Genomic DNA, 25195 nt, shown 5'->3' with positions numbered 1-25195 from the left:
ATGAGCACGACCACAAGCACGACCACGAGCACGACAAGGACGACGACACGGGGAGATCAGATGTCCGAGATCGACGGTCTGCAGCTGGTCCAGCAGGCACACGCCTATCTGCGCGCGGCGGTGCGGGGGGTGCCTGACGACGCCTGGGGAAGCCCGACACCCTGCACCGAGTGGACCGTGCGCCAGGTGCTCAATCACGCACGGCTGGACCAGCAGGCGTACGGCGCGTTCATCACGGGCGAAGGACTTCCAGAGTCAGATCCCTTCCAGCCGGCCGACGCCTTCGAGGCCGATCCGGTGAAGGAGCTGGACGAGATCCTGGACCGGGTCTCCGCCGCCTGGCAGACGGTGCCCGCGGATGCCGAGACCGTCACCACACCCCTGCCCGTAGGACCGCTGCCGCTGTGGGTCGGCGCGGGGGCGTGCGCCCTCGACGCGGCCGTGCACGCCTGGGACATAGCCGTGGCCACAGGCCAGGATCTGCCACTGCCGCCGTCGCTGGCGCAGCCCCTGCTCGCGGTGGCGGGCGAACCGTGGACGGAGCAGCTGCGCGCGTTCGCCTTCGCCCCGGTGGTGGCGGCCCCGGACGGTGACCCGGGAACCGAGGCCGATCAGCTGCTGCGCCACCTCGGCCGTAACCCCGGCTGGGCTCCTCCCGCGCTCTGACCGCTCCACTCCGCCGGGGCCCGGCCGGAGCGGGGGTGACGTGTGCCTGACGGGACCGGTGGCGGTCCACCGGTCCCGTTCACGCGCAGGCAGCTGCACGTCAGGCAATACGGTCCAGCACGATCGGGTTCGGGGTGAACTCCGCGCCCGTCGGGGCGATGTCGTACGCCGAGCCCAGGGACTGGAGGGCGTACTCGAACTTCTCCGGGGTGTCCGTGTGCAGGGTCAGCAGGCGCTGGCCCGCGGTCACCGGCTCGCCGGGCTTGGCGTGGATCTCGATGCCCGCGCCCGCCTGGACCGGGTCCTCCTTGCGGGCGCGGCCCGCGCCGAGGCGCCAGGCGGCGATGCCGACGTCGTACGCGTCGAGGCGGGTGAGCACGCCCGAGGACGGGGCGGTGATCACGTGCTGCTCGCGGGCGACGGGGAGCTCGGCGTCCGGGTCACCGCCCTGCGCGGCGATCATGCGGCGCCAGACGTCCATGGCGGAGCCGTTGGCGAGCGCCTTCGCCGGGTCGGCGTCCTTGATTCCGGCCGCGACGAGCATTTCCTGGGCGAGGGCCACGGTGAGGTCGATGACGTCCTGGGGGCCGCCGCCGGCCAGGACCTCGACGGATTCCCGGACTTCCAGGGCATTGCCGGCGGTCAGTCCGAGCGGGGTGGACATGTCGGTGAGCAGCGCGACGGTCTTCACGCCGCTGTCGGTCCCCAGACCGACCATGGTGGAGGCCAGCTCACGGGCGTCCTCGATGTTCTTCATGAACGCGCCAGTGCCGACCTTGACGTCCAGGACCAGCGACCCGGTGCCCTCGGCGATCTTCTTGGACATGATCGAGGAGGCGATCAGCGGGATGGCCTCGACCGTGCCGGTGACGTCGCGCAGGGCGTAGAGCTTCTTGTCGGCGGGGGCCAGGCCGTCGCCCGCCGCACAGATGACCGCGCCGGTGGTGTCGAGGACGTGCAGCATCTCCTCGTTGGAGAGCAGGGCCCGCCAGCCGGGGATGGACTCGAGCTTGTCGAGCGTGCCGCCGGTGTGGCCGAGGCCGCGGCCGGACAGCTGCGGGACGGCCGCACCGCAGGCGGCGACCAGGGGCGCGAGCGGCAGCGTGATCTTGTCGCCGACGCCACCGGTGGAGTGCTTGTCGGCGGTCGGGCGGGACAGGGACGAGAAGTCCATGCGCTCACCGCTGGCGATCATGGCCGCCGTCCAGCGGGCGATCTCCGTACGGTTCATGCCGTTCAGCAGGATGGCCATGGCCAGGGCTGACATCTGCTCGTCGGCCACCTCGCCGCGGGTGTACGCGTCGATGACCCAGTCGATCTGCTCGGGGCTCAGCTCGCCGCGGTCGCGCTTGGTGCGGATGACGGAGATGACGTCCATGGTGACTTCCTTCCGGCGGTACGTACGTCGTACTGGTGCGCGACTCTACGCGCATAGAGAGGATGAAGGGCGACGGCCCTTCCGCACCGCGGAAGGGCCGTCCGTGCACTACCTGAGGTGGCCGGGCCCGAAGGCCTGCGGGAGCATCGCCGAGAGCGGCACGATGCCCTCCGGCGTCTCCAGCAGCAGTTCCGGCCCGCCGAACTCGTACAGCAGCTGGCGGCAGCGGCCGCACGGGACCAGGGCCTTGCCCTCGCCGTCCACGCAGACGAAGTGGGTCAGCCGGCCGCCACCGGTGGCGTGGAGGTGGGAGACGAGCCCGCACTCGGCACACAGACCGAGGCCGTAACTCGCGTTCTCCACATTGCAGCCGACGACGGTGCGGCCGTCGTCCACCAGCGCGGCGACACCGACCGGGAAGCCCGAGTACGGGGCGTACGCACGGGACATCGCATCCCGAGCCGCCTCGCGCAGGGCCTCCCAGTCGACCTCCGGTGCGGTCGTCACTTGCCCTGGCCCTTGCGGTACCGCATGCCGTCGGCCTTGGGCATCCGCAGCCGCTGCGCGCTGAGCGAGAGGACCAGCAGGGTGACGACGTACGGCGTGGCGCTCACGAACTCGGTGGGCACCGTGTCCGTAAGGCTGTACCAGACGAACACGCCGGCGGCGACGACCAGGCTGATCGCGGCCGTCGGATACCGCTTGCGGTACACCTTCCACACGCCGAGCGCGACCAGCACCACGGCCAGCAGCAACAGGAGCGCGTGGACGGACTGGCCGCCCGCACGCAGCTGCAGGGCATCGGAGAAGCCGAACAGGCCTGCGCCCATCGCGAGTCCACCGGGCCGCCAGTTACCGAAGATCATCGCGGCCAGGCCGATGTAGCCGCGCCCTCCGGTCTGGCCCTCGTTGTAGATGTGCGAGGTGACCAGGGACAGGAAGGCGCCACCGAGCCCGGCCATGCCGCCGGAGACGATCACCGCGATGTACTTGTACTTGTAGACGTTGACGCCCAGCGACTCCGACGCGATCGGGTTCTCGCCGCAGGAGCGCAGCCGCAGACCGAACGAGGTCTTCCACAGCACCAGGAAGGTGCCGAAGAACAGCCCGACGGCCACGATCGTGAGCAGCGACAGGTTGGTGACCAGGCCGCCGAGGATGCCCGCGAGGTCAGAAACGAAGAACCAGTGGTGCTTCTCGATCGAGACGAGCCAGTCCGAGAGTCCCGGAACGGTCACCGAGGTGATCTCCTCGGCCGGCGGGGACTGCTTGGGGCTGCCGCCCTTGGCCGCCGCCTCACCGGAGTTGAACCACAGCTTGGCGAAGTACGTCGTGAATCCGACGGCCAGGATGTTGATCGCGATACCGGAGATGATGTGGTCGACACCGAAGGTGACGGTGGCCACCGCGTGCAGCAGACCACCGGCCATGCCACCGAGCACACCGGCGAGCACACCGAGCCAGGGGCTGGTCTGCCACCCGGCCCAGGCACCGAAGAAGGTGCCGAGGATCATCATTCCTTCGAGACCGATGTTGACCACACCGGCCCGCTCGGCCCACAGACCGCCGAGACCGGCCAGACCGATCGGCACGGCCATCGAGAGCGCCGCGTTGATCTGGCCCGCCGAGGTGAGGTCCTCCGCGCCGGTGATGGCGCGCACGGCGGACAGCGCGACGAGCGCGCCCGCGATGATCAGCAGGATCACCGGGAAGGAGAGACGGGTGCGGCCGCCCTTGCCGCCGGAGACCTTGGGGGCCGCGGGCGGCGGGGTGGAAGTCGCCGTGGCGGTCACGCCGACACCTCCTGGTTGTCGGAGTTACGGGCCTGGGCGGCGAGCTTCTCGCCGACCTGCCGCTGCTGGCGCTTGAGGCCGTAGCGGCGCACCACTTCGTATGCGATGACGACGCAGAGCACGATGACGCCCTGCATGACGCCGACGATCTCCTTGTCGTATCCCTCGAACTCGAGCTTCTGGGAGCCGCGCTCCAGGAAGCCCCAGAGGATCGCGCCGAGGGCGATGCCGATCGGGTGGTTGCGGCCGAGCAGGGCGATGGCGATACCGGTGAAGCCGATACCGATCGGGAAGTCGCCGCTGTACTCGTACGACTCGTTCAGCAGCGTCGGCATACCGATCAGGCCGGCCATGGCGCCGGAGATCAGCATGGACGTGACGACCATCTTCTTGACGTTCACACCGCTCGCCTCGGCGGCGGAGCCGGACTGGCCGACGGTGCGCAGGTCGAAGCCGAAACGGGTGCGGGAGAGTGTGAACCAGTACCCCACGCCCGCCACGATCGCGACGACGACGAAGCCCCAGATCGGCTCCGGGGTCGTCGGGAAGTCGAAGAAGTGGGAGGACTCGGGAATCGGCGTCGTCGAGACCTTCGTACCGGCCTCGTCCAGGTGGCCGAGGCGGCCGGGCTGAAGCAGGTAACCGATGATGGCGGTCGCGATCATGTTGAGCATGATCGTCGAGACGACCTCACTGACACCCCGGGTGACCTTGAGGACACCGGCGATGCCTGCCCACATGGCGCCGACGATCATCGCGGTGATGATGATCAGCGGGATCTGCAGGACACCGGGCAGGGCCAGCGCGCCACCGACGGCGGCGGCGAAGAAGGCAGCGAGCCGGTACTGGCCGTCGACGCCGATGTTGAACAGGTTCATCCGGAAGCCGATGGCCACCGCGAGACCCGCCAGGTAGTACGTCGTCGCCTTGTTGAGGATGTAGACCTGGCTGTCCGACTTCACGCCGTAGTCGAACATGATGCCGAAGGCGCTGAACGGCTCCTTGCCGGTGGCCGCCAGCACCAGCGCCGAGACCAGGAACGCGGCCGCGATCGCGAGCAGCGGAGCCGCCAGCCCGAGGAGCACTCGCTCCTTGTCGAACTTCTTCATCGGGCCTCGTCCTCCGGGGCGCTGTCATCAGGGTGCTCGAGGTGGCCGGTCGCCGCGCCGGTCATGGCCGAGCCCAGCTCCTCGGGGGTGATCGCCGCAGGGTCGGCGTCCGCGACCAGCCGGCCGCGGTACATCACCCGCAGGGTGTCGGAGAGCCCGATGAGCTCGTCCAGGTCGGCGGAGATGAGCAGAACCGCAAGGCCCTCGCGACGCGCCTCGCGGATCTGGTCCCAGATCTGCGCCTGCGCGCCGACGTCCACGCCCCGGGTGGGGTGCGCGGCGATCAGCAGCTTGGGGTTGTGGCTCATCTCGCGGCCGACGATCAGCTTCTGCTGGTTGCCGCCGGAGAGGGAGGCCGCGGTGACCTCGATACCGGGAGTGCGGACGTCGTACTCGCGCACGATCCGTTCGGTGTCGGCGCGGGCCGCCTTGATGTCGAGGAACGCGCCCTTGCTGTTGGGCTTCTCGGTGACGTGACCGAGGATGCGGTTCTCCCACAGCGGGGCTTCCAGCAGCAGTCCGTGCCGGTGGCGGTCCTCGGGAATGACGGCCATGCCGTCCTCGCGCCGCTTGCGGGTCGGCGACTGCGAGATGTCGGTGGTGTCCAGCTTCACCATGCCTGTGTCCAGGTGGCGCATGCCCATGATCGCCTCGACCAGCTCGGACTGGCCGTTGCCCTCGACACCCGCGATACCCAGCACCTCACCCTTGTGGATGGTGAAGGTGATGCCGTCGAGCACCGCGCGGACGACACCGTCGGGGTCGGTTGCGGTCAGCCGCAGGTCCTCGACCTGGAGCATGGGCACATCGGTGACGGTCGACTCGCGGGTCTCCGGCGAGGGCAGCTCGGCGCCGACCATCAGCTCGGCGAGCTGCTTGGTGGTGACGGTCTTCGGGTCGGCGCTGCCGACCGTCGTACCGCGCCGGATGACGGTGATCTCGTCGGCGACCGTCAGTACCTCGCCCAGCTTGTGGGAGATGAAGATGACGGTCAGGCCCTCGGCCTTGAGCTCGCGCAGGTTGTCGAAGAGTGCGTCGACCTCCTGCGGGACGAGCACGGCGGTCGGCTCGTCGAGAATGAGGGTACGGGCGCCGCGGTAGAGGACCTTGAGGATCTCGACGCGCTGACGGTCCGCGACACCGAGGTCCTCGACGAAGGCGTCGGGGCGGACACCGAGGCCGTACGCGTCCGAGATCTCCTTGATCTTGGCGCGGGCCTTGTCGCCGATGCCGTACAGCTTCTCGGAGCCGAGGACGACGTTCTCGAGGACGGTGAGGTAGTCCGCGAGCATGAAGTGCTGGTGCACCATGCCGATGCCGCGGGCGATGGCGTCGCCGGGGTCGTGGAACGAGACCTGCTCGCCGTCCACCGCGATCGTGCCCTCGTCCGGCTTCTGCATGCCGTAAAGGATCTTCATCAGAGTGGACTTGCCGGCGCCGTTCTCGCCCACGAGGGCGTGGACGGTGCCGCGGCGCACGGTGATGTCGATGTCGTGGTTGGCCACGACTCCCGGGAATCGCTTGGTGATGCCGCGGAGCTCTACGGCATGGGGACTGCTGGACGCTTTGATGGCGCACTCTCCTTGGCAGGAGCGGGGGAGCGAAGGCGGTGGATGGCGCGAAAAATACCGCGTGAACAGGGACGCTACGCGCGTAGCGTCGAGAAGTAATCGGGGCCGGCCCCGAATACCGGCCAGGGCCGGAAGACGGGGCCGCGTGCGTCGGGGCCCGGAGAGTCAGCCGAAGCCTCTCGCCGGGCCCCGATCACACGAGGGATCAGGTGGTGGTCTTCACCTTGATGGTGCCGTCCACGATCTTCTTCTTGGCCTCGTCGATCTTGGCCTGGATGTCCTCGATGTGGCCACCGGTGGTGGTGAGGCTGACGCCGTCCTCAGCGAGCGAGTAGGCGTGCGTGCCGGTCAGCGGCTTGCCGTCCTTGACGGACTTGGCCAGGTCGTAGACACCGGTGTCGACGTTCTTGACGACGGAGGTCATGATCGTCGAGGCGTACTTCGACAGGGCCGGGTCCTTGGCCTGGTCCGAGTCCACGCCGATCGACCAGGCGCCCGGCTTGGCGGCGACGGCCTCGATGGAGCCGGCACCGGAACCGCCCGCGGCGGCGTAGATCACGTCGATGCCCTTGTCGAGCATGCCCTTCGCGGCAGCCTTGCCCTTGTCGGGTGCGCCGAAGCCGGAGAGGTCCGTACCGGTGGTGAGGTACTGGATCTGCACGGAGGCCTTCGGGTCGGTCTCCTTGACGCCCTGCTCGAAGCCCGCGGCGAACTTCTTGATCAGCGGAAGGTCGACACCACCGATGAAGCCGATCTTGCCGTCCTTGGACTTGAGGGCGGCGGCGACACCGGCGAGGTAGGAACCCTGCTCCTCGGTGAAGACGATCGAGTCGACGTTCTTCTGCTCCGAGACGGAGTCGACCAGGCCGAACGTGGTCTTCGGGTACTTGGCCGCGACAGAGTCGATCGCGTCCTTGTAGGCGAAGCCGACACCGATGACGGGGTTGTAGCCGCCCTCGGCGAGCGAGGCGAGACGCTGCTCGCGGTCGGCGGGGGTCTCGCCGTTCTTGGCGGTGAGCTCCTTGGTCTCAGCGTCGAACTCGGCCTTGGCCTTGTCCAGCCCGCGGGCCGCAGAGTCGTTGAAGGAGTTGTCGCCACGGCCGCCGACGTCGAAGGCCATGCCGATCTTCAGCTTGCCCTCGCTCGAGCCGGTCGACTCGGTGGAGGACTCGCCGCAGGCGGTCGCGGTGAGAGCAAGGGCCGCGGTGACAGCACACGCGGCGGTGATCTTGGATACCCGGCGCACGAGGAAGGTCCCTTCAGGACTGGCCGAAAGCGCCACTTCCGGCGCTGATTTCGGGCCGATCGTAACGCGCGTAGATGTCAGTTAAAGACAGGTTCATCAGTCGTTATCGGATCGAGGCGTTCGCTCACCTGACTGCAACCGTTGCGCCACTGAGCGGAATCCACGGGGCACACGATCCGACCTCGCCGGCCGTGAGCCACCTCACATTGCCTCAAGATCAAATCCAGGCAACGATGTCGGACGGACTGACCGACCAACAATTACACAGGGGGAAAAGTGCGTCTCACGACCAAGACCGCTGCTCTCGTTGCCACTCTCGGACTGGCCATCGGCGGGGCGCTGGCAGGCGCCGCGCCGGCGTCCGCCGCGATCGGCGACCCGACGGGCTGCAGCGCCTACGTCGAGAACGACGGCAGGGCCATCGGCTGGTGCAGCAGCGGAACCGGCAACTGGCAGGTGGTCGCGAAGTGTGCGGGCACCCGCGGGGTGACGGGTCCGCACGGGGGAGACATCGGTTACCGCAAGGGTGCGACCGAGAAGGCTTCCATCCTCAGCTGCGGTTCCAGCGGCTTCGCGGTGAGCCCGACGGTCAAGATCGTTCGATGAGTGCCTGCGCCTGCGCAGAGCCCTCAGTGACGATGAGCTGATGCAAGGGGCGGTCCACCGGACGGTGGGCCGCCCCTTGTGCCATCTGTTCGCGAGAGCGGTGACGCCTGCACCCGCGAGCCCTACGGGTCCGCAGGCGCAGTCCGCCCGGGAGCGCCTGCTCAGAGCGTGCGCCCGGCGTCGAGCAGTGCCGCGGCGGTGAACAGCTCCACGCCGACCGTGATCGCCTCCTCGTCGACGTCGAAGTCGCCGCGGTGCAGATCACGCCGGACGCTGTCACCGGGCGGGTGGACACCGAGGCGGGCCATCGCGCCCGGAACATGCTCCAGGTACCAGGAGAAGTCCTCACCGCCCAGGCTCTGCTCGGTGTCCTCGATCGCGAACACTCCGCGGCGTGCGATCTGCGCGTCACGCAGCAGTTCGGTGACGACCGGGTCGTTGACCACCGGTGGGACGCCGCGGATGTAGTTGATCTGGGACTTGGCCCGGTGCAGGGTGGCGATCTCGTCGATGGCCGCGTGCACCATGTCGGGGGCGGCCCGCCAGCCGGGCAGGTCCAGGCAGCGCACGGTGCCGGAGAGTTCCGCGTGCTGCGGAATGACGTTGCAGGCGTGGCCTGCCTCGATACGGCCCCAGGTGACGGCGAGCCCGGAGCGTGCGTCGACGCGACGGGACAGCAGCGCGGGGACCTCGGTGACGATCTTCGCCGCCGCGGTCACCAGGTCGGTGGTCAGATGCGGGCGGGCGGTGTGGCCGCCGGGTCCGTCGAGGGTGATTTCGAGCCGGTCGCAGGCCGAGGTGATGGGCCCCACGCGCAGTCCGACGGATCCCGCGTCCACCCGGGGGTCGCAGTGCACCGCGATGATCTTGCTGACGCCGTCGAGCACACCGTCCCCGATGACATCGGCCGCGCCGCCCGGCAGCACTTCCTCGGCCGGCTGGAAGATCAGCCGGACCGGCTGCGGGAGCAGGCCCTGCCGGTCGAGCTCGGCGAGGACCAGGCCGGCGCCGAGGACCGTCGTGGTGTGGACGTCGTGGCCGCAGGCGTGCGCCCGGTCGGAGACCGTGGAGCGATAGGGAACCCCGGTCTTCGTGTCGGGGATGGGCAGTGCGTCGATGTCGGCGCGGATCGCGAACAGCGGGCGCAGGGCGCTCTCGCCGTCCTCACCGCCGGTTCCGATGTCGCAGATCAGCCCGGTGCCGATGGAAAGTACGCGGGGCTTAAGGCCCGCCTTCTCCAGACGGTCCTTGATCGCCGCGGTGGTACGGAACTCCTGGTTCCCCAGCTCCGGGTGCATGTGCAAGTCCCGGCGGAACGCGATCAGTTCGGCACGCAGCGACTCGGACAGCGTGCCGGGCAGTGCGCCTGCGCCGGGCTGTTCAGCTTCTTCGGACTCGCGGGACATCAACTGGTTCACCCAGTGAAGGGTATGCCCCCTGACGGGCCAACTACCGTGCGATCAACAAAACATCAGCCTCATAGGGGACAGAAATCTGGCTACGCGGCGATTGGCCGACAGCCGAAGTGGGTAAACTCACTCAACTTCCCCTTGAGTCGATCTTTCCGCTTCCGCCCGTGCCCGGCAACTTCAAGCCGGAGACGGCAGCCGCTGCACGTCACGGGCCGTGCCCGTGACGCCGGCCAGGAAGCCCTGGGCACGGGGCGACGCGTTGTCCCTCAGCCACTCGGGCGCGATGTCGCACACCGCCACCTTGATGCCGGTGCCGGCCAGTGCCAGGGGCAGCGTGTGAACGACGGTCGAGGGGAAACTGAGCACCTTTCGGCCTATCGGGCCACGCCGGGCGATCAGCTCCAGCGGCAGGTCCGGGCGTACGACCTCCAGACCCGTCTGCACGGCGAGCCGGTGCAGTTTGTCCGAGCTCTCCCTGCGGTGCGCGAAGTAGCGCGTCGCGCCGTGCGTGCGCGCCAGCGTGGCCACGGCGTCCAGGTACTGCTCCAGATCGACCACGCCCGTCTCCACCAGGGACGTACCGACCAGGTCGGCGCCCCGGGTGACCGTCGGCGGGCCGAAGCGTGCCCGGGTCCAGGCGAAGTCGTTCACCGTGACACGTATGCCCGGCGGCGGGTCGAGCGGCATCGAGGTGAACACCTCGACCGTCCGGGTCCGCGTCGGGCTGAGCTTGCGCCGCGCCAGGAAGGTGACCGGCGCCAGCACCATCTCGCGCGGCCCCCGGCGGCCGCCGCGCCGGTGCCAGCGCACCAGCCGCTCGCCGCGGGCGACCTGGGCGACGAACTCCATGGTCGCCGTGCCGTCGTCGACGACGGTCAGGTCCTTGCTGCCGACCAGGGTCAGCAGCAGCTGTACGTACCGGGAGAACGGGTCCCCGATGACGATGCGCCGGGCGCGGCGGAGTACCGGCCCCAGCTCGTGCACCGTCCGCAGCGGCGCACCCGCCCCGCCGCGCGCCTCCTGCCAGCGGACCGTGTACCCCTCGTCGCGGGCCAGCTCCGCCATTCGGCGCAGCTGACCCCGCGACATGGGGTCGGTGGGTGACAGGACGACGATCGTGAGATCGGTCGTCCGGCCATGACCGGTGTGATCACCGGGCTGTGACGTACCTGCCTGCGTGTGGGCCCACTCCAGGACGTTCAGGAGCTGGACCGGACTTTCGACAAAGGCCAGGTTCACTGGGGGCTCACCTCGTGACGCAGGTCGCGTGCAGCACGGTGGAAGGGTTGTCAGACCGCGGCCGGCTCACGGTCGCCCGCCTCGGCGACCACGCCTGCGACGCGGCGCAGCTTCTTCATCGGGGCGAGCTCGGAGTCGTAGACCTTCTTGACGCCGTCACCGAGCGCGGTCTCGATGGTGCGGATGTCGCGGACCAGGCGCGTGAGGCCGCCCGGCTCGACGGAGGCGGCCTGGTCGGAGCCCCACATCGCGCGGTCGAGGGTGATGTGGCGCTCCACGAAGGTGGCGCCCAGCGCGACCGCGGCCAGCGTGGTCTGCAGACCCGTCTCGTGGCCGGAGTAGCCGATCGGGACGTTCGGGTACTCGCCCTGCAGCGTGTTGATCACGCGAAGGTTGAGCTCCTCGGCCTTCGCCGGGTAGGTGGAGGTGGCGTGGCAGAGCAGGATGTTGTCGCTGCCCAGGACCTCGACGGCGTGGCGGATCTGCTTCGGGGTCGACATGCCGGTGGAGAGGATCACCGTCTTGCCGGTGGCGCGCAGGGCGCGCAGCAGCTCGTCGTCGGTGAGGGAGGCGGAGGCCACCTTGTGGGCGGGGACGTCGAACTTCTCCAGGAAGGCGACGGCCTCGGTGTCCCACGGGGAGGCGAACCAGTCGATGCCGCGCTCCTTGCAGTGCTCGTCGATGGCGCGGTACTCGTCCTCACCGAACTCGACGCGGTGACGGTAGTCGATGTACGTCATCCGGCCCCAGGGGGTGTCGCGCTCGATGTCCCACTGGTCACGCGGGGTGCAGATCTCGGGGGTGCGCTTCTGGAACTTGACGGCGTCGCAGCCGGCCTCGGCGGCGGCGTCGATCAGCTTGAACGCGTTCTCCAGTTCGCCGTTGTGGTTGATGCCGATCTCGCCGACGACGTAGACGGGGTGGCCGGGGCCGGCGGTCTTGGTGCCGAGGGCGCGCAGACGGGAGTTGCTCATGGGGGGTGGTTCCTTACTTCTCGGGGGACAGGGGGGTGGTTTCAGGGGTGTGGTTGAGCGTCGGGCCGAGGAGCCAGGCGGCGATCTCGCGGATCGCCCCCTCTCCACCGGGCGTGGCAGTGACTGCACGCGCGGCGGCCCGTACGGAGTCGTGCGCACTCGCCACGGCCACGGGCCATCCGACGAGGTGGAAGCACGGCAGGTCGTTGACGTCGTTGCCGACGTAGAGCACGCGCCCGGGGGCGATCCCGTGCTCCTCGCACCACTGCGCGAGGGCGAGGTCCTTGCGGTCGATGCCGTGCAGGACGGGGACCTTGAGCTTGCGCGCCCGGGCGGCGACGACCGGGTTCTGCTCGGTGGACAGGATCAGCAGTTCCAGTCCGGCCTTGCGCAGATGGGCCACGCCGAGGCCGTCACCGCGGTGGACGGAGACGATCTCGCGGCCGTCGGCGTCGATGAGCACCCGGTCGTCGGTCTGGGTGCCGTCGAAGTCGAGCACGACGGCGTCGATGTCCTCGCGGGCGGGCAGCGCGCGCTCGTCGAGCAGCGGTGCGAGCGCCCGGGCGCGGGCCAGGTCGTGCGGGTCGTCGACCTCCAGGACACGTGCGGGGTCGGTCCGTACCAGCGCGGTGCGGCCGAAGAAGCGGTGGCCCGCCTCGCGGAACCCGGCCGCGGCCATGGCGTAGGCGGCGCCGGTCTCGAGGAAGTCCTGCGGGCGGTCCTGGCGGCGCGGCCGGAAGGACGAGTCGTGGTTGACGCCGTATCCGGAGCCGGCCGTGGTGGCGGTGTCGACGAGCACGGCGGTGGAACCTGCCGCGCGCTGCGCGCTCTCACCGGCCGCGGCGGCGCTGGTGTCGCTCTCACGCCAGACGAAGCCGTGGAAGGGCGCGACGGTGACCGCGCTGTCCGCGCCGTCCTCGACGACCGCGCGGGCGACGCCGTCGACGTCCTCGCGGGACACGAAGGGGCTGGTGCACTGCACGAGCAGCACCACGTCGACGGGTGCGCCGTGCATCGCCTCGTGGGCGTCCATGGCGTGCAGCACGGCGGACTCGCTGGTGGCGGTGTCCCCGGCGATGGCGGCCGGGCGCAGCACCACTTCGGCGCCGGCGCTGCGCGCGGCGGCCGCGATGTCCTCGTCGTCGGTGGAGACCACGACATGCGTGACCAGCGGCGCGTCGAGGCAGGCGTGGACGGCTCGCGCCACGAGCGGCACACCGCCCACGGGGGCGAGGTTCTTGGCCGGGACGCCCTTGGACCCGCCACGGGCGGGGATCACGGCGAGTACGGTCATCGGTGCTCCTGAGTACGGGGCGTGCGGGGCTCGGGCGCCGTCCGTGCGGGCGGCCGCCGGGCCGGGGTTCTTGGGGGCGGGGATCACAGCTGGCCCATCCGGCGGATGACGGGTGCGACGCGCTGCACGCCGTGGCGGTACGCGCCGCGCGCCGCCTCCCTGACCGCGTCGCGCATCACCCGCCGTACGCCGCTGACCTCGGACTTCGCGGTACCCGGCAGCGGTGTGCCGTCGGGGGCGAGGTGGTGGCGGGCGAGGATGCCCGGCAGATATCCGGGGGCGGTGGCGGGGGTGTAGTACGGGGCGAGCGGCGGCAGGCCGGGCGCGAGCAGCAGTCGTGCGACCCGCTTGCGGGCCTCGTCGAACGCGCCGTCGTACGAGCCGTCGGCGGCGACGCCCTGCCGGGACAGCCACTCGGCGTCCGGCGCGGGCCGGTGCCCGCCGTCGAGCTGGTCCCAGGAGGCCATCAGGCCCGAGCCGAGGAAGTGGTGGTTGCCGAGCGCCTCACGCACGCCGAGATCGGTGAGGATCGCGGTCGGTATGCGCCGGTGCAGGGACTCGAGGGCGGCGGTCGAGGAGATGGTCACCAGCAGGTCGGTGCGGTCGAGGACGTCGCTCATGTGCCCGTAGACCAGGGAGAAGTTCGGCGGCAGTCCGCCGGGCAGCTTCTCGGCGAGCTTCTGGTAGGGGAGCTCCTCGATGTGGGTGGTGTGCTCGCCCGGCTTGGAGCGGAGCTTGAGCAGCACCTCGCGCTTCGGGTGGAGCCTGGCGTGCTCGACGAGCCGGCGCAGCAGATAGGCGCGGTCGGCCCGGGAGGCGGGCACGGACGGCTGAGCGGCGAACACGACGGTGTCGCGGTCGTCCTTCGGCTCGTACGGCGCTCCGCCCAGGAACGGCAGCGCGGCCTCGGTGACCGCCGATGCGTCGGCGCCGACCCCTTCGTACACGGCGCGGAAGCGGTCCGCGTCGTGCCGGGAGTTGGCGAGGACGACATCCGCGCCGTGGCGCAGCAGCAGGCCGTCGGCGAGCTTCTCGTACACGACGCCGACATAGCCGGTGACGATCACGGGCCGGCGGGACAGGGCGAGGGCGGCCAGTCCGTGCAGCATGGCCTGTACGCCGCCGCCGACGAGGGCGAGCACGACCACGTCGTACGGCTCGTCCTTCATCGTGCGCAGGAACTCGTTCCCCGTCACCTCGCGCAGTTCGTCGGCGCGTACCCCCACCTCCGCGAGCTGGCGGGCCGTGGGAGTGGCCCGGCCGCGCAGCAGAAAGCCGCTCAGCTCTATGGAGGTGCTCGGTGCGATACGGCGCGCGGTGAGCGCACCCCATTTCCACCGGGTGTCGGAGTCGGCGAGTACGGCAACCCGTACGGCCTCGCTGGTACTTGTTGGCACGTCGAGGACGTTAGGAAGGCATTTCGTTTCACGGCCCAACTCAACTGCAACAGCGGGTTAACAGAACGTCTACGGACGGGGTAATGGGCCGGGAAACGGGCGGGTTAACAAAGTCGACGCCCTGCGTTCACCTGTCATCCTTCCAGCAGTCAATGCGAATGCCGGGTGGGCAACCTAGCCTCACGCGGGTGGTCAAGCTCTCCGTCATCGTGCCGTTCTTCAACGTGCAGACATACGCCCCGGACACCCTCAAGAGCCTGCAGGCGAACGCCCGCGAGGACTTCGAGTTCCTTCTTGTCGACGACTGCTCGACGGACGGCACACCGGAGATCCTCGAGCGCGCGGAACGCGAGGTACCGGGTGCCGTCCTGATCAGACATGAACAGAACGGCGGGCTGGCCACCGCGCGCAACACCGGCCTGGACGCCGCCCGCGGTGAATACCTGACGTTCCTCGACGGCGACGACTGGCTCGCACCCGGGCACTTCGCGCAGCTGCTCGGCGCCATGGAGGATCTCGGCGTCGACTTCGTGCGCACGGACCATGTGCAGTGCACGGCCCGCGAGCGCAAGGTGCACCGGGTACCGGTCGGCCGGCGCGGTGAGGTGCTGCGGCCCCGCGACGCGATCCTGCCCGCCGACCGTTCCACGGGCGTCGACTACCCCTTCGCCTGGGCCGGGATGTACCACCGCCGGCTGCTCGACCGGGGTCTGCTGCACTTCACCCACGGGCTGCGCACCGCCGAGGACCGGCCCTGGATCTGGCGGCTGCACCGCGAGGCGGAATCATTCGCCGCGATCAGCCAGTTGAGCATCTTCTACCGGCGCGGGGTCGCCTCGTCGCTGACGCAGATCGGCGACATCCGGCAGCTCGATTTCATCAAGGCATTCGACCAGGTGCTCGAAGAAACGGCGAAAGACGCGGATGCCGACCGGCTGCTTCCAAAAGCCGTACGTACATACTGTGCCGTCATCTCCCACCACCTGGGATCGATCGAGAGGTTCGAGCCTGCTGTGGCAAGGAAACTGCGTTCAATGAGCGCGGCCGCTCTGAAGCGTATGCCGCAGGACATCCTCAAGGACGCACTCGACTCGATGGACATCGAGCGGGCGTCCAGGCTGCGCCGGGTGCGCCGCCGCCCCGTCTCCGTGGAGGCCGCGGCCTGATGCGTACCACCCAGATCTTCTACGCCTCTTCGCTCTACGGGGCGGCCACGCTGGCCGCCGCGATCGACAGCGGCTGCTTCGGACCCGCGGACCGGCGGCTGCTGCTGGTCGCCAACAACGCGACGACGCCCGAGACCACGCTCTCCCTCGACAAGATGCCCGGCTTCCGGGCGCTGCGCGACCGCTTCGACGGTGTGCTCTCCTGGAACGAGACCATCGCGCCCTTCCACCCCGGCGGTTGGGCGCCGCGCGGTGACGACATCCCGCTGTGGGAGCGGTATCTGCGGCAGCTGTGGGACCTCGGCGACGACCGGATCGAGCTTGCGGTCGAGTCCATCCAGGTCAACCCCGCCCTGGCGATCGCCCAGCTCTTCCCCGAGGCGGCGCTCGACGTGTATGCGGACGGGTTGATGAGCTACGGCCCCACCCGCAGCAAGATCGACCCGCTGGTCGGTGAGCGGGTGCGCCGGCTGTTCCATCTCGATCTGGTGCCGGGTCTGCAGCCGCTGCTGCTCGCGGAGTTCGGGGCACAGCCGCAGATCATCCCTGCCGAGGCCTTCGTCAAGATCATCGACGAGCTCTCCGACGCCGTGCAGGACGCGGCGGACGGGTCCGTCGCGGGTGCCACAGGTGCCGGCGAAGGGCCGGCGCTGCTGCTCGGCCAGTACCTCGCGGCCCTCGGCATCATCACGCCCGAGGAGGAAGAGGCGCTCCACGTCCGTATGGTCAAGGGCGCGGCCGCCCTCGGCCACCGTCGGATCGTCTTCAAGCCGCACCCGACCGCTCCGGCCTCCTGGACGCGCACGCTGGAGCGCGAGGCGGCTGCACTGGACATCGAACTGACCGTCCTGGAACGGCCGTTGCTGGCCGAGGTGCTCTACCGGCAGCTGCGTCCGGCCCTGGTGGCAGGCTGCTTCTCGACCGCGCTGTTCACGGCGAGCACGTTCTACGGCATTCCGGTCGCCCGGATCGGCACGGAGCCGCTGCTGGACCGGCTCACGCCGTACCAGAACAGCAACCGGGTGCCGCTGACGATCGTCGACGCGCTGGTGCCGGACCTGGCGGCGGGCGACGCGGGTGCACCGGCGGAGGCGGGCGAGCGGCTCACGGGGCTGCTCAGCGCGGTGGGCTTCGCGATGCAGCCGCAGCTGCGGCCGGATCTGCGGCCCGCGGCGGAGCGTTTCCTCAGCAGAGGCGGGGACGCGGGTGTGTGGCGCTACTTCAAGCGCCGCCGGCTGACGGTGCTGGGCCTGCCGGGCGGCCTCCCCGTCCCGCGCAATGCGGCGGTCCGCCGCGTGGTGCGCAGGGCACGCCGCCTGAAGCGGGCGGCGCTGGGCTGAGGGCCGGGCCGCTTCCGGGCTTCGGCTTCTGGCACGGGGCGGGGTCGGGGTTGTTCCCCGACCCCGCCCCTTTCCGTATCCGGGCTCCGTCTGCACCCCGCGCTCCGCCGGTGCCGCACACACCCGTCGGGAAGGACACCGGTCCGGACATCACAGCCGGAGAACCTTCACGCCTGCGGCCCCAACACCGCCCCCACCCCCGCCACCACCGCTGCCAGCCCCGCCTCGAAGCCCTCGTCGTGGTGGGCGAAGATCTCGAGACCGGCGTCCACGGCGAGCGGATGGCCGGCGAGACGTTCGGCGCGGGCTTCCAGGTCATAGCCTTCGGGCCCATTGACCGGGCCCGCGCCCATCGCCTGTTCCTCGATCACATAGCCGATCGTGTAGCTGTACGCGGTGAACCACGCCCGCGCGGCGGCTGCCGGTGTGAAGCCCGCCTCGGTCAGGGCCCGGAGATGCGCCTCCAGGGGCGCCGCGTAACTCACGTCGGTGAAATGGGTACCGCTGTAAACCTTCGCTCCGTCGCGGTAGCGCAGCAGATGCGAGCGCAGTCCGCGCATCGCCGAGGTGAGGCTCTCACGCCAGTCCTCCGACAGCGACTCGGTCATCTCGGCGGACATCCGCCGGAGCATCTCCGTCGCCATCTCGTCGAGCAGCGCCTGCTTGTCCTTGAAGTGCCAGTACAGGGCGGGCGCCTTGACGTCCAACTCCTTGGCGATGGCGCGCAGCGTCAGCCCCTCCAGGCCCACTTCGTTCAGCAGGCGCAGCGCGGCGTCGGCGACGCGGGCACGGTCGATCTTGGTGGCTCCCACGTTGACAGTTTAACGCCGTTAAGGACACACTGCCGACATGGAACTTAACAGCGTTAAGGAAACGGACGTCCTCATCGTCGGCGCCGGCCCCACCGGCCTCGCCCTCGCCGTCGACCTCGCCCGCCGCGGCGTCGGCGCGCTCGTCGTCGAGAAGGCGGACGGCCTGTTCCCCGGCTCACGGGGCAAGGGGCTCCAGCCCCGCACGATGGAGGTCTTCGACGACCTCGGGGTGGTCGGCCCGGTCCTCGCGGCGGGCGGACGCGCGCCGCTGGGCCTGATCTGGAAGGACGGCGAGCGGCTCGACGAGCACGACATGTTCGACCGGGCCGAGCCGACGGACGCCGAGCCGTACGGCGAACCCTGGCTGCTGCCGCAGTGGCGCACCCAGGAGATCCTGCTCGCCCGGCTTCGCCAGCTCGGCGGCGATGTGGCCTTCGGCCAGGAGGTCACCGCGATCGCTCAGGACGTCGACGGAGTCACGGCGTGGCAGCGGTCCGGCACGGCCGTCCGCGCGCGGTACGCCGTCGCCGCGGACGGAGGTCGCAGCACGGTACGCACGGCCCTCGGCATCGACATGGACGGCGAGAGCATCGACCCCTCGCCGATACTGGTCGCGGACGTCCGCATACCGGATCTCGACCGGGACAACTGGCACATGTTCGGCGGGGACGGCGGCTATACGGCGATCTGCCCGCTGCCCGGCACCGAGGACTTCCAGCTCGTCGCGCAGTTCGTCACGGGCACCCCGGACATCTCTGCGGAGTCGGTACGCGCCCTGGTCGCCGAGCGCACCCATCTGACGGCGGACCAGGTCACCGAAGTGCGCTGGGCATCGGACTTCCGTCCGCGGGTGGCCCTCGCCGAGCGTTTCCGCGACGGCCGGATCTTCCTGGCCGGAGACGCCGCCCACATCCACTCCCCCGCCGGCGGCCAGGGCCTCAACACCAGCGTCCAGGACGCCTACAACCTGGGCTGGAAGCTCGGCCAGGTGCTGCGCGAGGGCGCACCGCCCGCACTGCTCGACACCTACGAGGAGGAACGCAGGCCCATCGCGGCGGACATGCTCGGCCTGTCCTCGCGCATCCACCGGGGCGAGGCGAAGCGCGGCAGCACAACCCGTCAGCTCGGGCTCGGCTACCGCGGCGGCCCGCTCGCCACCGGCTCCGCGGGCGCTCTCACGGCGGGCGACCGCGCCCCGGACGGCCTCCTCGCGGACGGCTCCCGGCTCTTCGACGTCTTCCGCGGGCCGCACTTCACGCTGCTCGCGGTGGGTACGGACGCGGAGCTGCCGCCGCTGCCCGGTCCGGTGCACATCCACCGGACCGAGCCGTACGAGGTGTACGGCAAAGGCCTTTTCCTCGTCCGCCCCGACGGCTATGTCGGCTGGGCGGGCGAGGACGCGGCAGGGCTCGGCGACTACCTCGCGAACGTCACGCGCTGGTGAGCGACAGCTTCACCGCAAAGCCGAGGAACAGCGCGCCCGCGGCGGACGTGGCCCCGGCCGACAGCCGCTTGCGGCGACGGAACGCGGACGCCAGATGCGTACCCGTGAAGATCAGGAGGGTGAGGTAGAGGAAACTCGCCAGCTGGGCGAGGGAGCCGAGGACCAGGAAGGAAAGTGCCGGGTAGGCATAACCCGGATCCACGAACTGCACGAAGAAGGCGACGAAGAAGAGGATCGCCTTGGGGTTGAAGAGGCTGACCACAAAGGCACGCCGGAACGGCCGCTCGGCGGCCGGGCTCTCCTCCGCCGCCGACACGTCCGCGGAGATCCGCTCGTGCCGGGTCCGCCACATCGACCAGGCAGCCCGCAGCATCCCGACCGCCAGCCAGGTCAGATAGCCGGCGCCGGCGAACTTCACGATCCCGAAGAGCAGGTCATTGGCCTGCAGCAGCGAGGCGACGCCCGCCGCGGACAGCACCATCAGAACGGTGTCACCGCACCACACACCCGCGGCCGCCCGGTACCCCGTGCGCACGCCGCGTCGCGCGGCGACCGAGAGCACGTACAGCGAGTTCGGCCCCGGAAGGAGAATGATCAGGACGAGCCCTGCGAGATAGGTCGGCAGATCGGTGACACCCAGCATGAGGCGGAGTGTCGCACACGGGTACGACACTCCGCCCCTGCGTTCCGGATGGCGGAAACCCGATCAGAACACGTCACTCGGGACGTACGTCCCCCATACCTCGCGCAGCGCGTTGCACACCTCGCCGACGGTGGCACGGGCCTTGAGGGCGTCCTTCATGGGAAAGAGGACGTTGTCCGTCCCCTTGGCCGCCTTCCTCAGCGCCGCGAGCGCCGCGTCGACGGCGGCCTGGTCGCGCTCCGCACGCAGCTTGGCGAGGCGCTCTGCCTGCTGCGCCTCGATCGCGGGGTCGACCCGCAGCGGCTCGTACGGCTCCTCGGCGTCCAGGGTGAAACGGTTGACGCCGACGACGACCCGCTCGCCGCTGTCGGTCTCCTGGGCGATGCGGTACGCGCTGCGCTCGATCTCGTACTTCTGGAAGCCGCGCTCGATGGCGTCGACCGCGCCGCCGATGTCCTCGACCCGCTCCATCAGCGCGAGCGCCGCCGCTTCGACGTCGTCGGTCATCTTCTCGACGACGTACGAGCCGGCGAACGGGTCGACGGTGGCCGTCACATCGGTCTCGTACGCCAGGACCTGCTGGGTACGCAGCGCGAGGCGGGCCGACTTGTCGGTCGGCAGCGCGATCGCCTCGTCGAAGGAGTTGGTGTGCAGGGACTGGGTGCCGCCGAGGACGGCCGCGAGGCCCTGGACGGCGACGCGGACGAGGTTCACCTCGGGCTGCTGTGCGGTCAGCTGCACCCCGGCCGTCTGGGTGTGGAAGCGCAGCATCAGCGACTTGGGGTCCCTGGCGCCGAACTCCTCCTTCATCACCCTGGCCCAGATCCGGCGGGCGGCCCGGAACTTGGCGACCTCCTCGAGGATCGTGGTGCGGGAGACGAAGAAGAAGGACAGACGCGGTGCGAAGTCGTCGACGTCCATACCGGCCGCCACGGCCGTGCGGACGTACTCGATACCGTCGGCGAGGGTGAAGGCGATCTCCTGCGCGGGCGAGGCGCCCGCTTCGGCCATGTGGTAGCCGGAGATCGAGATGGTGTTCCACTTCGGGATCTCGGCCTTGCAGTACTTGAAGATGTCGGCGATCAGCCGCAGCGAGGGCTTGGGCGGAAAGATGTACGTGCCGCGGGCGATGTACTCCTTGAGGACATCGTTCTGGATCGTGCCGGTCAGCCGGTCCGCCGGGACGCCCTGCTCCTCCCCGACCAACTGGTAGAGCAGCAGGAGCAGGGCTGCCGGGGCGTTGATCGTCATCGACGTGGACACCTTGTCCAGTGGGATTCCGCCGAACAGCACCCGCATGTCGTCGATCGAGTCGATCGCCACGCCCACCTTGCCGACCTCGCCGTGCGCGATCGGTGCGTCGGAGTCGTGTCCCATCTGGGTGGGCAGGTCGAAGGCGACGGACAGGCCCATGGTGCCGTTGGCGATCAGCTGCTTGTAGCGGGCGTTGGACTCGACGGCGGTGCCGAAGCCCGCGTACTGCCGCATGGTCCAGGGGCGGCCGGTGTACATCGACGGGTAGACACCACGCGTGAAGGGGTACGCACCGGGCTCGCCCAGCTTCTGGGCCGGATCCCAGTCCTCCAGGGTCTCGGGCCCGTAGACCGGCTCGATCGGCAGTCCCGATTCGGACTCGCGCGTCATGTGACTGTGCCTCCCGCTGGAGCTACTTGCCGGTGACGAACGTGGCGACGGACTCCAGCGACGGGCATGTGGCGAGTGAAGAGCCCCTTGCCGGGAGCTTGCTCACAGCCGTGCCCCTGCTGCCGCCCGGTCCGTGTCGGCGCCGTCTCCCAACTGTTACCCCCATGATGCGCGCGATTACGCAACCGGGCCCGCAAGGAACCTGTCTCATCAGGCACACATGCCTTTCAGGGGGACGACCATGCTCAGGAAGAACGTTGCGCTCAGAACACTCGCCGCGGCGGCCGCACTGGCCGTGACGGCCACGGTGGCCGGCTGCTCCGCGCAGGCCGCGACCGGCCCGGCGGGCGGCGACGACAAACCGAGCACAGCGCCCGTGTCGAAGAAGCCGACGCCGTCGGCATCCGAGCCGGACGAGACCACGCAGTCGCCGTCGCCGAGCGCGTCCGCATCGACGCCCGCGCCCGAGACCGTGATGGCACCGGGCGCGAAGGGCGACCAGGTGAAGGAGCTCCAGGCACGGCTGGCGCAGATCGGCTGGTTCGACGACAAGCCGACCGGTTCCTACGGGCCGGTCACCACCAGCGCCGTCAAGGGCTTCCAGGGCAAGCGCGGTCTGCCCACCACCGGCACCACGGACACCGTGACCTGGCAGAAGCTTCTCGGCATGACCACGAAGCCGACGCGTGCCGAGCTCGACGGCACGACGGTCGAGAAGCCGAAGGCGAAGCCGGACCCGCGCTGTATGACCGGCCGGGTGCTGTGCATCAGCAAGACCACCCGCACCCTGTCCTGGATGGTCGACGGCAAGGTGCTCTCGACGATGGACGTGCGCTTCGGCTCGCAGTACACGCCGACCCGCGAGGGGCAGTTCAACGTGGGCTGGAAGTCCCGGGACCATGTCTCGACGCTGTACCACACCCCCATGCCGTACGCGATGTTCTTCAGCGGTGGCCAGGCGGTGCACTACTCGTCCGACTTCGCGGCACGCGGCTACAACGGCGCTTCGCACGGCTGCGTCAATGTCCGGGACAAGGGGAAGGTCGCCGCGCTCTTCGACCAGGTGCGGACGGGCGACAGGGTCGTCATCTACTGGTGACGCATCTGCTGGGGAAGGACCCACTGGTGACGGACCGGGGATGCGGTCCAGGATCAGGGGCGCGGGCGGGACCGGGGGAACGTGTCCCGCCCGCGCCATTTGCACCGAGCCGTAGGTACGGGGGGAACCCCGGCTCAGGCGCCGCCGATGACCAGTCGGCTCACTCTCTACTGCGCCGTAGCCTCGAAAAACGTCACACCTGACGGCGCAGCGAAGAAAATCGCAGGTCAGACCAGGCGCCACAGAGGGGCGAGCGGGGCCGTCGGCAGGCTCGGCACAGCCACGGAGGCGTTCTCGCGGGACGAACGGGAGACGGCCGCTACGAGCGGGTCGGCGGCAGAGCCACCGACAAACGCCTGGTCGGAGTCCCTGTCGTCGGAGTCCGATCCGTTCGAATCGCCGCTGCCGGAGTCCCAGTCGTCGCCGCCCGTGACGTTGCCTGAGTCGGTGCCGGCGCTGTCGCCGGCGAGCAGCCTGTCGCAGAAACGCTCCACGCGCTCGGCACCCTTGGCCGCGTCTTCCAGACGACGCTTGCGCTCCCAGTCGATTCGGCCGCTGCGGTAGTCCTCGCAGGCCTTGACGGACCTGCGGTACAGCTCGCCGCCCTTGCCGTCGTAGTCCTTGCCGGGCCGCTTCTGCCCCGCACCGTCGGACGGCTGTCCGTCCGGGGTGCGCGTGGTCTCCTGGCCCGGCGTCGGGCTCCCCCCGTCGGCCGGGGTCGGCGCCGGCGACGTGGTGAGGCCGCCCGGTGGTTGCGCAGGGGTGGAGGGCCCTGGGCCTGTGGGTGGTTCCGTGACGAGCGGTCTGGGCGTCGCGGCCGCGGAGACCGACGACGCGGGCAGCGGATTGTCGTGGCCGCCGAAGGGCGCGGGCAGCACGCCGGCGCCCGCGGCGACCGCCACGCCTCCGAGAGCGCACCCGGCCACCGCCGCGGCGATGCCGAACCGTACGGGGCGGACGGTGCGCGCGGCCTTGGACGGGCTGCCACGACGGACGACGCGTACCGCGCCGAGGCTGTCGCCGACGGGGCCCGCGGCGTCGGCCGCTTCGGCCCGGACCTTGCGGTACGCGGCCATCGCCGCCGCCTCGCCGGGCAGTTCTCCGTCCTCGTGCCGGTACGCGCCGCTCCGGGCGCTGTTCAGGGTCTCGGAAAGACGTGCGGCCTGAACGCGGGCACGTTCGTCTGTGGCCACGACCGGTTCACCGCGCAACAATCGTTCCGCCGCGTCCCTGTCAAGCCACTCGTACCGCTCGTCGGCCATCACATGTCCTTCTGCGTCCGCAGGCGTGATTGCGTCACACCGGCGGGCGCCGAGGCGGCGGGCCGATGGCGGCGCTGCAGAGGCAGTCCATTGAGGTCGGGCGGGGATTCCGCGGCTGCGTTCCCGGGTATGTGGCCGGGGTCGTCAGCTCCGGCCGCGTCCACCGCACCGTCCGCGCCGAGCAGTTCGGCCAGCCGCTTCAGTCCACGGTGGGCCGCGGTGCGTACGGCGCCGGGACGCTTGCCCAGTGTCTTGGCGGCGCTCTTCGCGTCGAGGCCGACCACGACCCGCAGGACGACCGCTTCGGCCTGGTCCTGCGGCAGCTGCGCGATGAGCGCCATGGTGCTTCCCGTGGATATCGACTCCATGGCCTCGACGGCGGTGTCGCAATCGGCGGGCTTGCCCGTCAGCTCGGTCTCGTCCCCGCCGATGGCGGGCCGGCGCCCCCGCATCCGTATGTGATCCAGCGCACGGTTGCGGGCGATCCGGGCGGCCCAGCCCCGGAACCGGTCGGCGTCACCGCTGAACCGGTCGAGGTCGCGGGCTATCTGCAGCCAGGCCTCGGAAGCAACATCCTCCGCGTCGGCCTCGCCGACGAGAGTGCGCACATAGCCGATCAGCCGCGGATGCACCGCGCGGTACACAGCACGGAAGGAATGCTCGTCCCCGTCCTGCGCGGCGAGTACAGCGGCGGTCAGCTCCGCGTCGTCCCCCAGCACTACCTCTACCTGTTTCCGAACGTGCAGCTGGTCACCACTGCCGCGCCACCCTGCGCGAATCAGCACGCTACGTCCTCGTACGGCTCCACGTCCATGCCTTGTACAACTTGCAACAAGTTTGCGACCAAGCGCGCGGTGTGACAGAAACAGCACGCTCGGCGCAGAGACTAGTACGGGGCGCTACGGCGCCTCCCAAGAACGACGACCGGGGCCTCTCCTGTGGGGGGTGGCGGCCCCGGTCGTCCTTTGCGAAAAACGCGGGAAAAGAGAAGGGGGGGCCCCGCCGCCGGGGCGCGGGGGGGAGTGTTGCGGGCGGGGGGCCCCCCCCCCGCCGCCGCCCGCGGCGCCCGCCCCGCCCCCGCCCGCGCCCGCCCCCCCCCC

22 protein-coding genes are annotated in these 25195 nt (G+C 70.1%); 6 read left to right on the top strand and 16 right to left on the bottom strand.

All coding sequences use genetic code 11. The annotated features are described in order from the left end of the window. The first annotated feature begins 60 nt into the window (after positions 1 to 60). The gene (locus tag ABZ208_RS35215; protein ID WP_356913512.1) at positions 61 to 666 is read left to right on the top strand and encodes a TIGR03086 family metal-binding protein; all 606 of its coding nucleotides are present in this window, start codon (positions 61 to 63) and stop codon (positions 664 to 666) included. 100 nt (positions 667 to 766) lie between these two features. Here ABZ208_RS35215 and ABZ208_RS35210 read toward each other — a convergent pair whose 3' ends face one another. The 6 genes from ABZ208_RS35210 to ABZ208_RS35185 all read right to left on the bottom strand — a co-directional run bounded on the left by ABZ208_RS35210 (position 767) and on the right by ABZ208_RS35185 (position 7763). Further along, a complete protein-coding gene (locus ABZ208_RS35210; protein WP_356913511.1) occupies positions 767 to 2044 on the bottom strand; it encodes a thymidine phosphorylase in 1278 nt (425 codons plus the stop codon). Between the two features lie 108 nt (positions 2045 to 2152). Further along, positions 2153 to 2551, bottom strand: a complete 399-nt coding sequence (locus ABZ208_RS35205; protein ID WP_356913510.1) for a cytidine deaminase — start codon at positions 2549 to 2551, stop codon at positions 2153 to 2155. Next, complete coding sequence (locus tag ABZ208_RS35200; protein ID WP_356913509.1) at positions 2548 to 3837, bottom strand: ABC transporter permease; 1290 nt, start codon at positions 3835 to 3837, stop codon at positions 2548 to 2550. The genes ABZ208_RS35205 and ABZ208_RS35200 overlap by 4 nt, the downstream gene beginning before the upstream one ends. Beyond that, entirely contained in the window at positions 3834 to 4946 is a 1113-nt protein-coding gene (locus tag ABZ208_RS35195; protein ID WP_356913508.1) for an ABC transporter permease, read from the bottom strand. The genes ABZ208_RS35200 and ABZ208_RS35195 overlap by 4 nt, the downstream gene beginning before the upstream one ends. Further along, entirely contained in the window at positions 4943 to 6517 is a 1575-nt protein-coding gene (locus ABZ208_RS35190) for an ABC transporter ATP-binding protein (protein ID WP_356913525.1), read from the bottom strand. The genes ABZ208_RS35195 and ABZ208_RS35190 overlap by 4 nt, the downstream gene beginning before the upstream one ends. Positions 6518 to 6722: 205 nt before the next feature. Beyond that, positions 6723 to 7763: a BMP family ABC transporter substrate-binding protein gene (locus ABZ208_RS35185; RefSeq protein ID WP_356913507.1), complete on the bottom strand. Its 1041-nt coding sequence runs from the start codon at positions 7761 to 7763 to the stop codon at positions 6723 to 6725. 276 nt (positions 7764 to 8039) lie between these two features. Here ABZ208_RS35185 and ABZ208_RS35180 point away from each other — a divergent pair, with 276 nt between their 5' ends. Further along, entirely contained in the window at positions 8040 to 8369 is a 330-nt protein-coding gene (locus ABZ208_RS35180) for a hypothetical protein (protein ID WP_356913505.1), read from the top strand. 161 nt (positions 8370 to 8530) lie between these two features. Here ABZ208_RS35180 and ABZ208_RS35175 read toward each other — a convergent pair whose 3' ends face one another. The 5 genes from ABZ208_RS35175 to ABZ208_RS35155 form a co-directional block, all read right to left on the bottom strand. Beyond that, complete coding sequence (locus ABZ208_RS35175; RefSeq protein ID WP_356913524.1) at positions 8531 to 9775, bottom strand: amidohydrolase; 1245 nt, start codon at positions 9773 to 9775, stop codon at positions 8531 to 8533. A gap of 183 nt (positions 9776 to 9958) precedes the next feature. Further along, on the bottom strand, positions 9959 to 11020 hold the full coding sequence (locus tag ABZ208_RS35170; protein WP_356913504.1) for a hypothetical protein: 1062 nt from the start codon (positions 11018 to 11020) through the stop codon (positions 9959 to 9961). Positions 11021 to 11070: 50 nt separating this feature from the next. Next, complete coding sequence (locus tag ABZ208_RS35165) at positions 11071 to 11994, bottom strand: N-acetylneuraminate synthase family protein (RefSeq protein WP_356913503.1); 924 nt, start codon at positions 11992 to 11994, stop codon at positions 11071 to 11073. 13 nt (positions 11995 to 12007) lie between these two features. Then, positions 12008 to 13288: an acylneuraminate cytidylyltransferase gene (locus ABZ208_RS35160; protein WP_356913502.1), complete on the bottom strand. Its 1281-nt coding sequence runs from the start codon at positions 13286 to 13288 to the stop codon at positions 12008 to 12010. 83 nt (positions 13289 to 13371) lie between these two features. Beyond that, positions 13372 to 14685, bottom strand: a complete 1314-nt coding sequence (locus ABZ208_RS35155; protein WP_356913501.1) for a DUF6716 putative glycosyltransferase — start codon at positions 14683 to 14685, stop codon at positions 13372 to 13374. Positions 14686 to 14873: 188 nt separating this feature from the next. Here ABZ208_RS35155 and ABZ208_RS35150 point away from each other — a divergent pair, with 188 nt between their 5' ends. Both ABZ208_RS35150 and ABZ208_RS35145 read left to right on the top strand, forming a co-directional pair. Then, on the top strand, positions 14874 to 15851 hold the full coding sequence (locus ABZ208_RS35150) for a glycosyltransferase family 2 protein (RefSeq protein ID WP_356913500.1): 978 nt from the start codon (positions 14874 to 14876) through the stop codon (positions 15849 to 15851). Then, entirely contained in the window at positions 15851 to 17191 is a 1341-nt protein-coding gene (locus tag ABZ208_RS35145; RefSeq protein WP_356913499.1) for an alpha-2,8-polysialyltransferase family protein, read from the top strand. Before ABZ208_RS35150 ends, ABZ208_RS35145 begins: the two co-directional genes overlap by 1 nt. A 167-nt stretch (positions 17192 to 17358) precedes the next feature. On the opposite strand, the gene ABZ208_RS35140 is transcribed toward ABZ208_RS35145, so the two are convergent. Continuing rightward, on the bottom strand, positions 17359 to 18003 hold the full coding sequence (locus ABZ208_RS35140) for a TetR/AcrR family transcriptional regulator C-terminal domain-containing protein (protein ID WP_356913498.1): 645 nt from the start codon (positions 18001 to 18003) through the stop codon (positions 17359 to 17361). A gap of 37 nt (positions 18004 to 18040) precedes the next feature. Here ABZ208_RS35140 and ABZ208_RS35135 point away from each other — a divergent pair, with 37 nt between their 5' ends. Continuing rightward, positions 18041 to 19447 carry an FAD-dependent monooxygenase gene (locus ABZ208_RS35135; protein WP_356913497.1) on the top strand — a complete coding sequence of 469 codons (1407 nt, stop codon included), beginning with the start codon at positions 18041 to 18043 and terminating at the stop codon, positions 19445 to 19447. Here ABZ208_RS35135 and leuE read toward each other — a convergent pair. After that, positions 19434 to 20090 carry a leucine efflux protein LeuE gene (gene leuE, locus ABZ208_RS35130; protein WP_356913496.1) on the bottom strand — a complete coding sequence of 219 codons (657 nt, stop codon included), beginning with the start codon at positions 20088 to 20090 and terminating at the stop codon, positions 19434 to 19436. The genes ABZ208_RS35135 and leuE overlap by 14 nt on opposite strands. A 63-nt stretch (positions 20091 to 20153) precedes the next feature. Then, complete coding sequence (locus tag ABZ208_RS35125) at positions 20154 to 21734, bottom strand: methylmalonyl-CoA mutase family protein (protein WP_356913495.1); 1581 nt, start codon at positions 21732 to 21734, stop codon at positions 20154 to 20156. A gap of 241 nt (positions 21735 to 21975) precedes the next feature. Here ABZ208_RS35125 and ABZ208_RS35120 point away from each other — a divergent pair, with 241 nt between their 5' ends. Then, positions 21976 to 22833, top strand: coding sequence for a L,D-transpeptidase family protein (locus ABZ208_RS35120; protein WP_356913494.1), 858 nt, complete (start codon positions 21976 to 21978; stop codon positions 22831 to 22833). Between the two features lie 227 nt (positions 22834 to 23060). On the opposite strand, the gene ABZ208_RS35115 is transcribed toward ABZ208_RS35120, so the two are convergent. Further along, positions 23061 to 24095, bottom strand: coding sequence for a hypothetical protein (locus tag ABZ208_RS35115; RefSeq protein ID WP_356913493.1), 1035 nt, complete (start codon positions 24093 to 24095; stop codon positions 23061 to 23063). Continuing rightward, a complete protein-coding gene (locus ABZ208_RS35110; RefSeq protein WP_356913523.1) occupies positions 24095 to 24814 on the bottom strand; it encodes an RNA polymerase sigma factor in 720 nt (239 codons plus the stop codon). Before ABZ208_RS35110 ends, ABZ208_RS35115 begins: the two co-directional genes overlap by 1 nt. Between the last annotated feature and the right edge of the window lie 381 nt (positions 24815 to 25195).

The organism is Streptomyces sp. NPDC006208, from assembly GCF_040613775.1.
Taxonomy (GTDB): Bacteria; Actinomycetota; Actinomycetes; order Streptomycetales; family Streptomycetaceae; genus Streptomyces.
Note: the sequence above shows the minus strand (reverse complement) of the source record. Positions and strands in the feature narration are given on the sequence as shown.

Excerpts from the sequence above, each read along its gene's own strand:
- ABZ208_RS35215 (WP_356913512.1), top strand. The coding sequence starts at position 61 with ATGTCCGAGATCGACGGTCTGCAGCTGGTCCAGCAGGCACACGCCTAT.
- ABZ208_RS35210 (WP_356913511.1), bottom strand. The coding sequence starts at position 2,044 with ATGGACGTCATCTCCGTCATCCGCACCAAGCGCGACCGCGGCGAGCTG.
- ABZ208_RS35195 (WP_356913508.1), bottom strand. The coding sequence starts at position 4,946 with ATGAAGAAGTTCGACAAGGAGCGAGTGCTCCTCGGGCTGGCGGCTCCG.
- ABZ208_RS35175 (WP_356913524.1), bottom strand. The coding sequence starts at position 9,775 with ATGTCCCGCGAGTCCGAAGAAGCTGAACAGCCCGGCGCAGGCGCACTG.
- ABZ208_RS35165 (WP_356913503.1), bottom strand. The coding sequence starts at position 11,994 with ATGAGCAACTCCCGTCTGCGCGCCCTCGGCACCAAGACCGCCGGCCCC.
- ABZ208_RS35160 (WP_356913502.1), bottom strand. The coding sequence starts at position 13,288 with ATGACCGTACTCGCCGTGATCCCCGCCCGTGGCGGGTCCAAGGGCGTC.
- ABZ208_RS35145 (WP_356913499.1), top strand. The coding sequence starts at position 15,851 with ATGCGTACCACCCAGATCTTCTACGCCTCTTCGCTCTACGGGGCGGCC.
- ABZ208_RS35135 (WP_356913497.1), top strand. The coding sequence starts at position 18,041 with ATGGAACTTAACAGCGTTAAGGAAACGGACGTCCTCATCGTCGGCGCC.
- leuE (WP_356913496.1), bottom strand. The coding sequence starts at position 20,090 with ATGCTGGGTGTCACCGATCTGCCGACCTATCTCGCAGGGCTCGTCCTG.
- ABZ208_RS35125 (WP_356913495.1), bottom strand. The coding sequence starts at position 21,734 with ATGACGCGCGAGTCCGAATCGGGACTGCCGATCGAGCCGGTCTACGGG.
- ABZ208_RS35120 (WP_356913494.1), top strand. The coding sequence starts at position 21,976 with ATGCTCAGGAAGAACGTTGCGCTCAGAACACTCGCCGCGGCGGCCGCA.
- ABZ208_RS35115 (WP_356913493.1), bottom strand. The coding sequence starts at position 24,095 with ATGGCCGACGAGCGGTACGAGTGGCTTGACAGGGACGCGGCGGAACGA.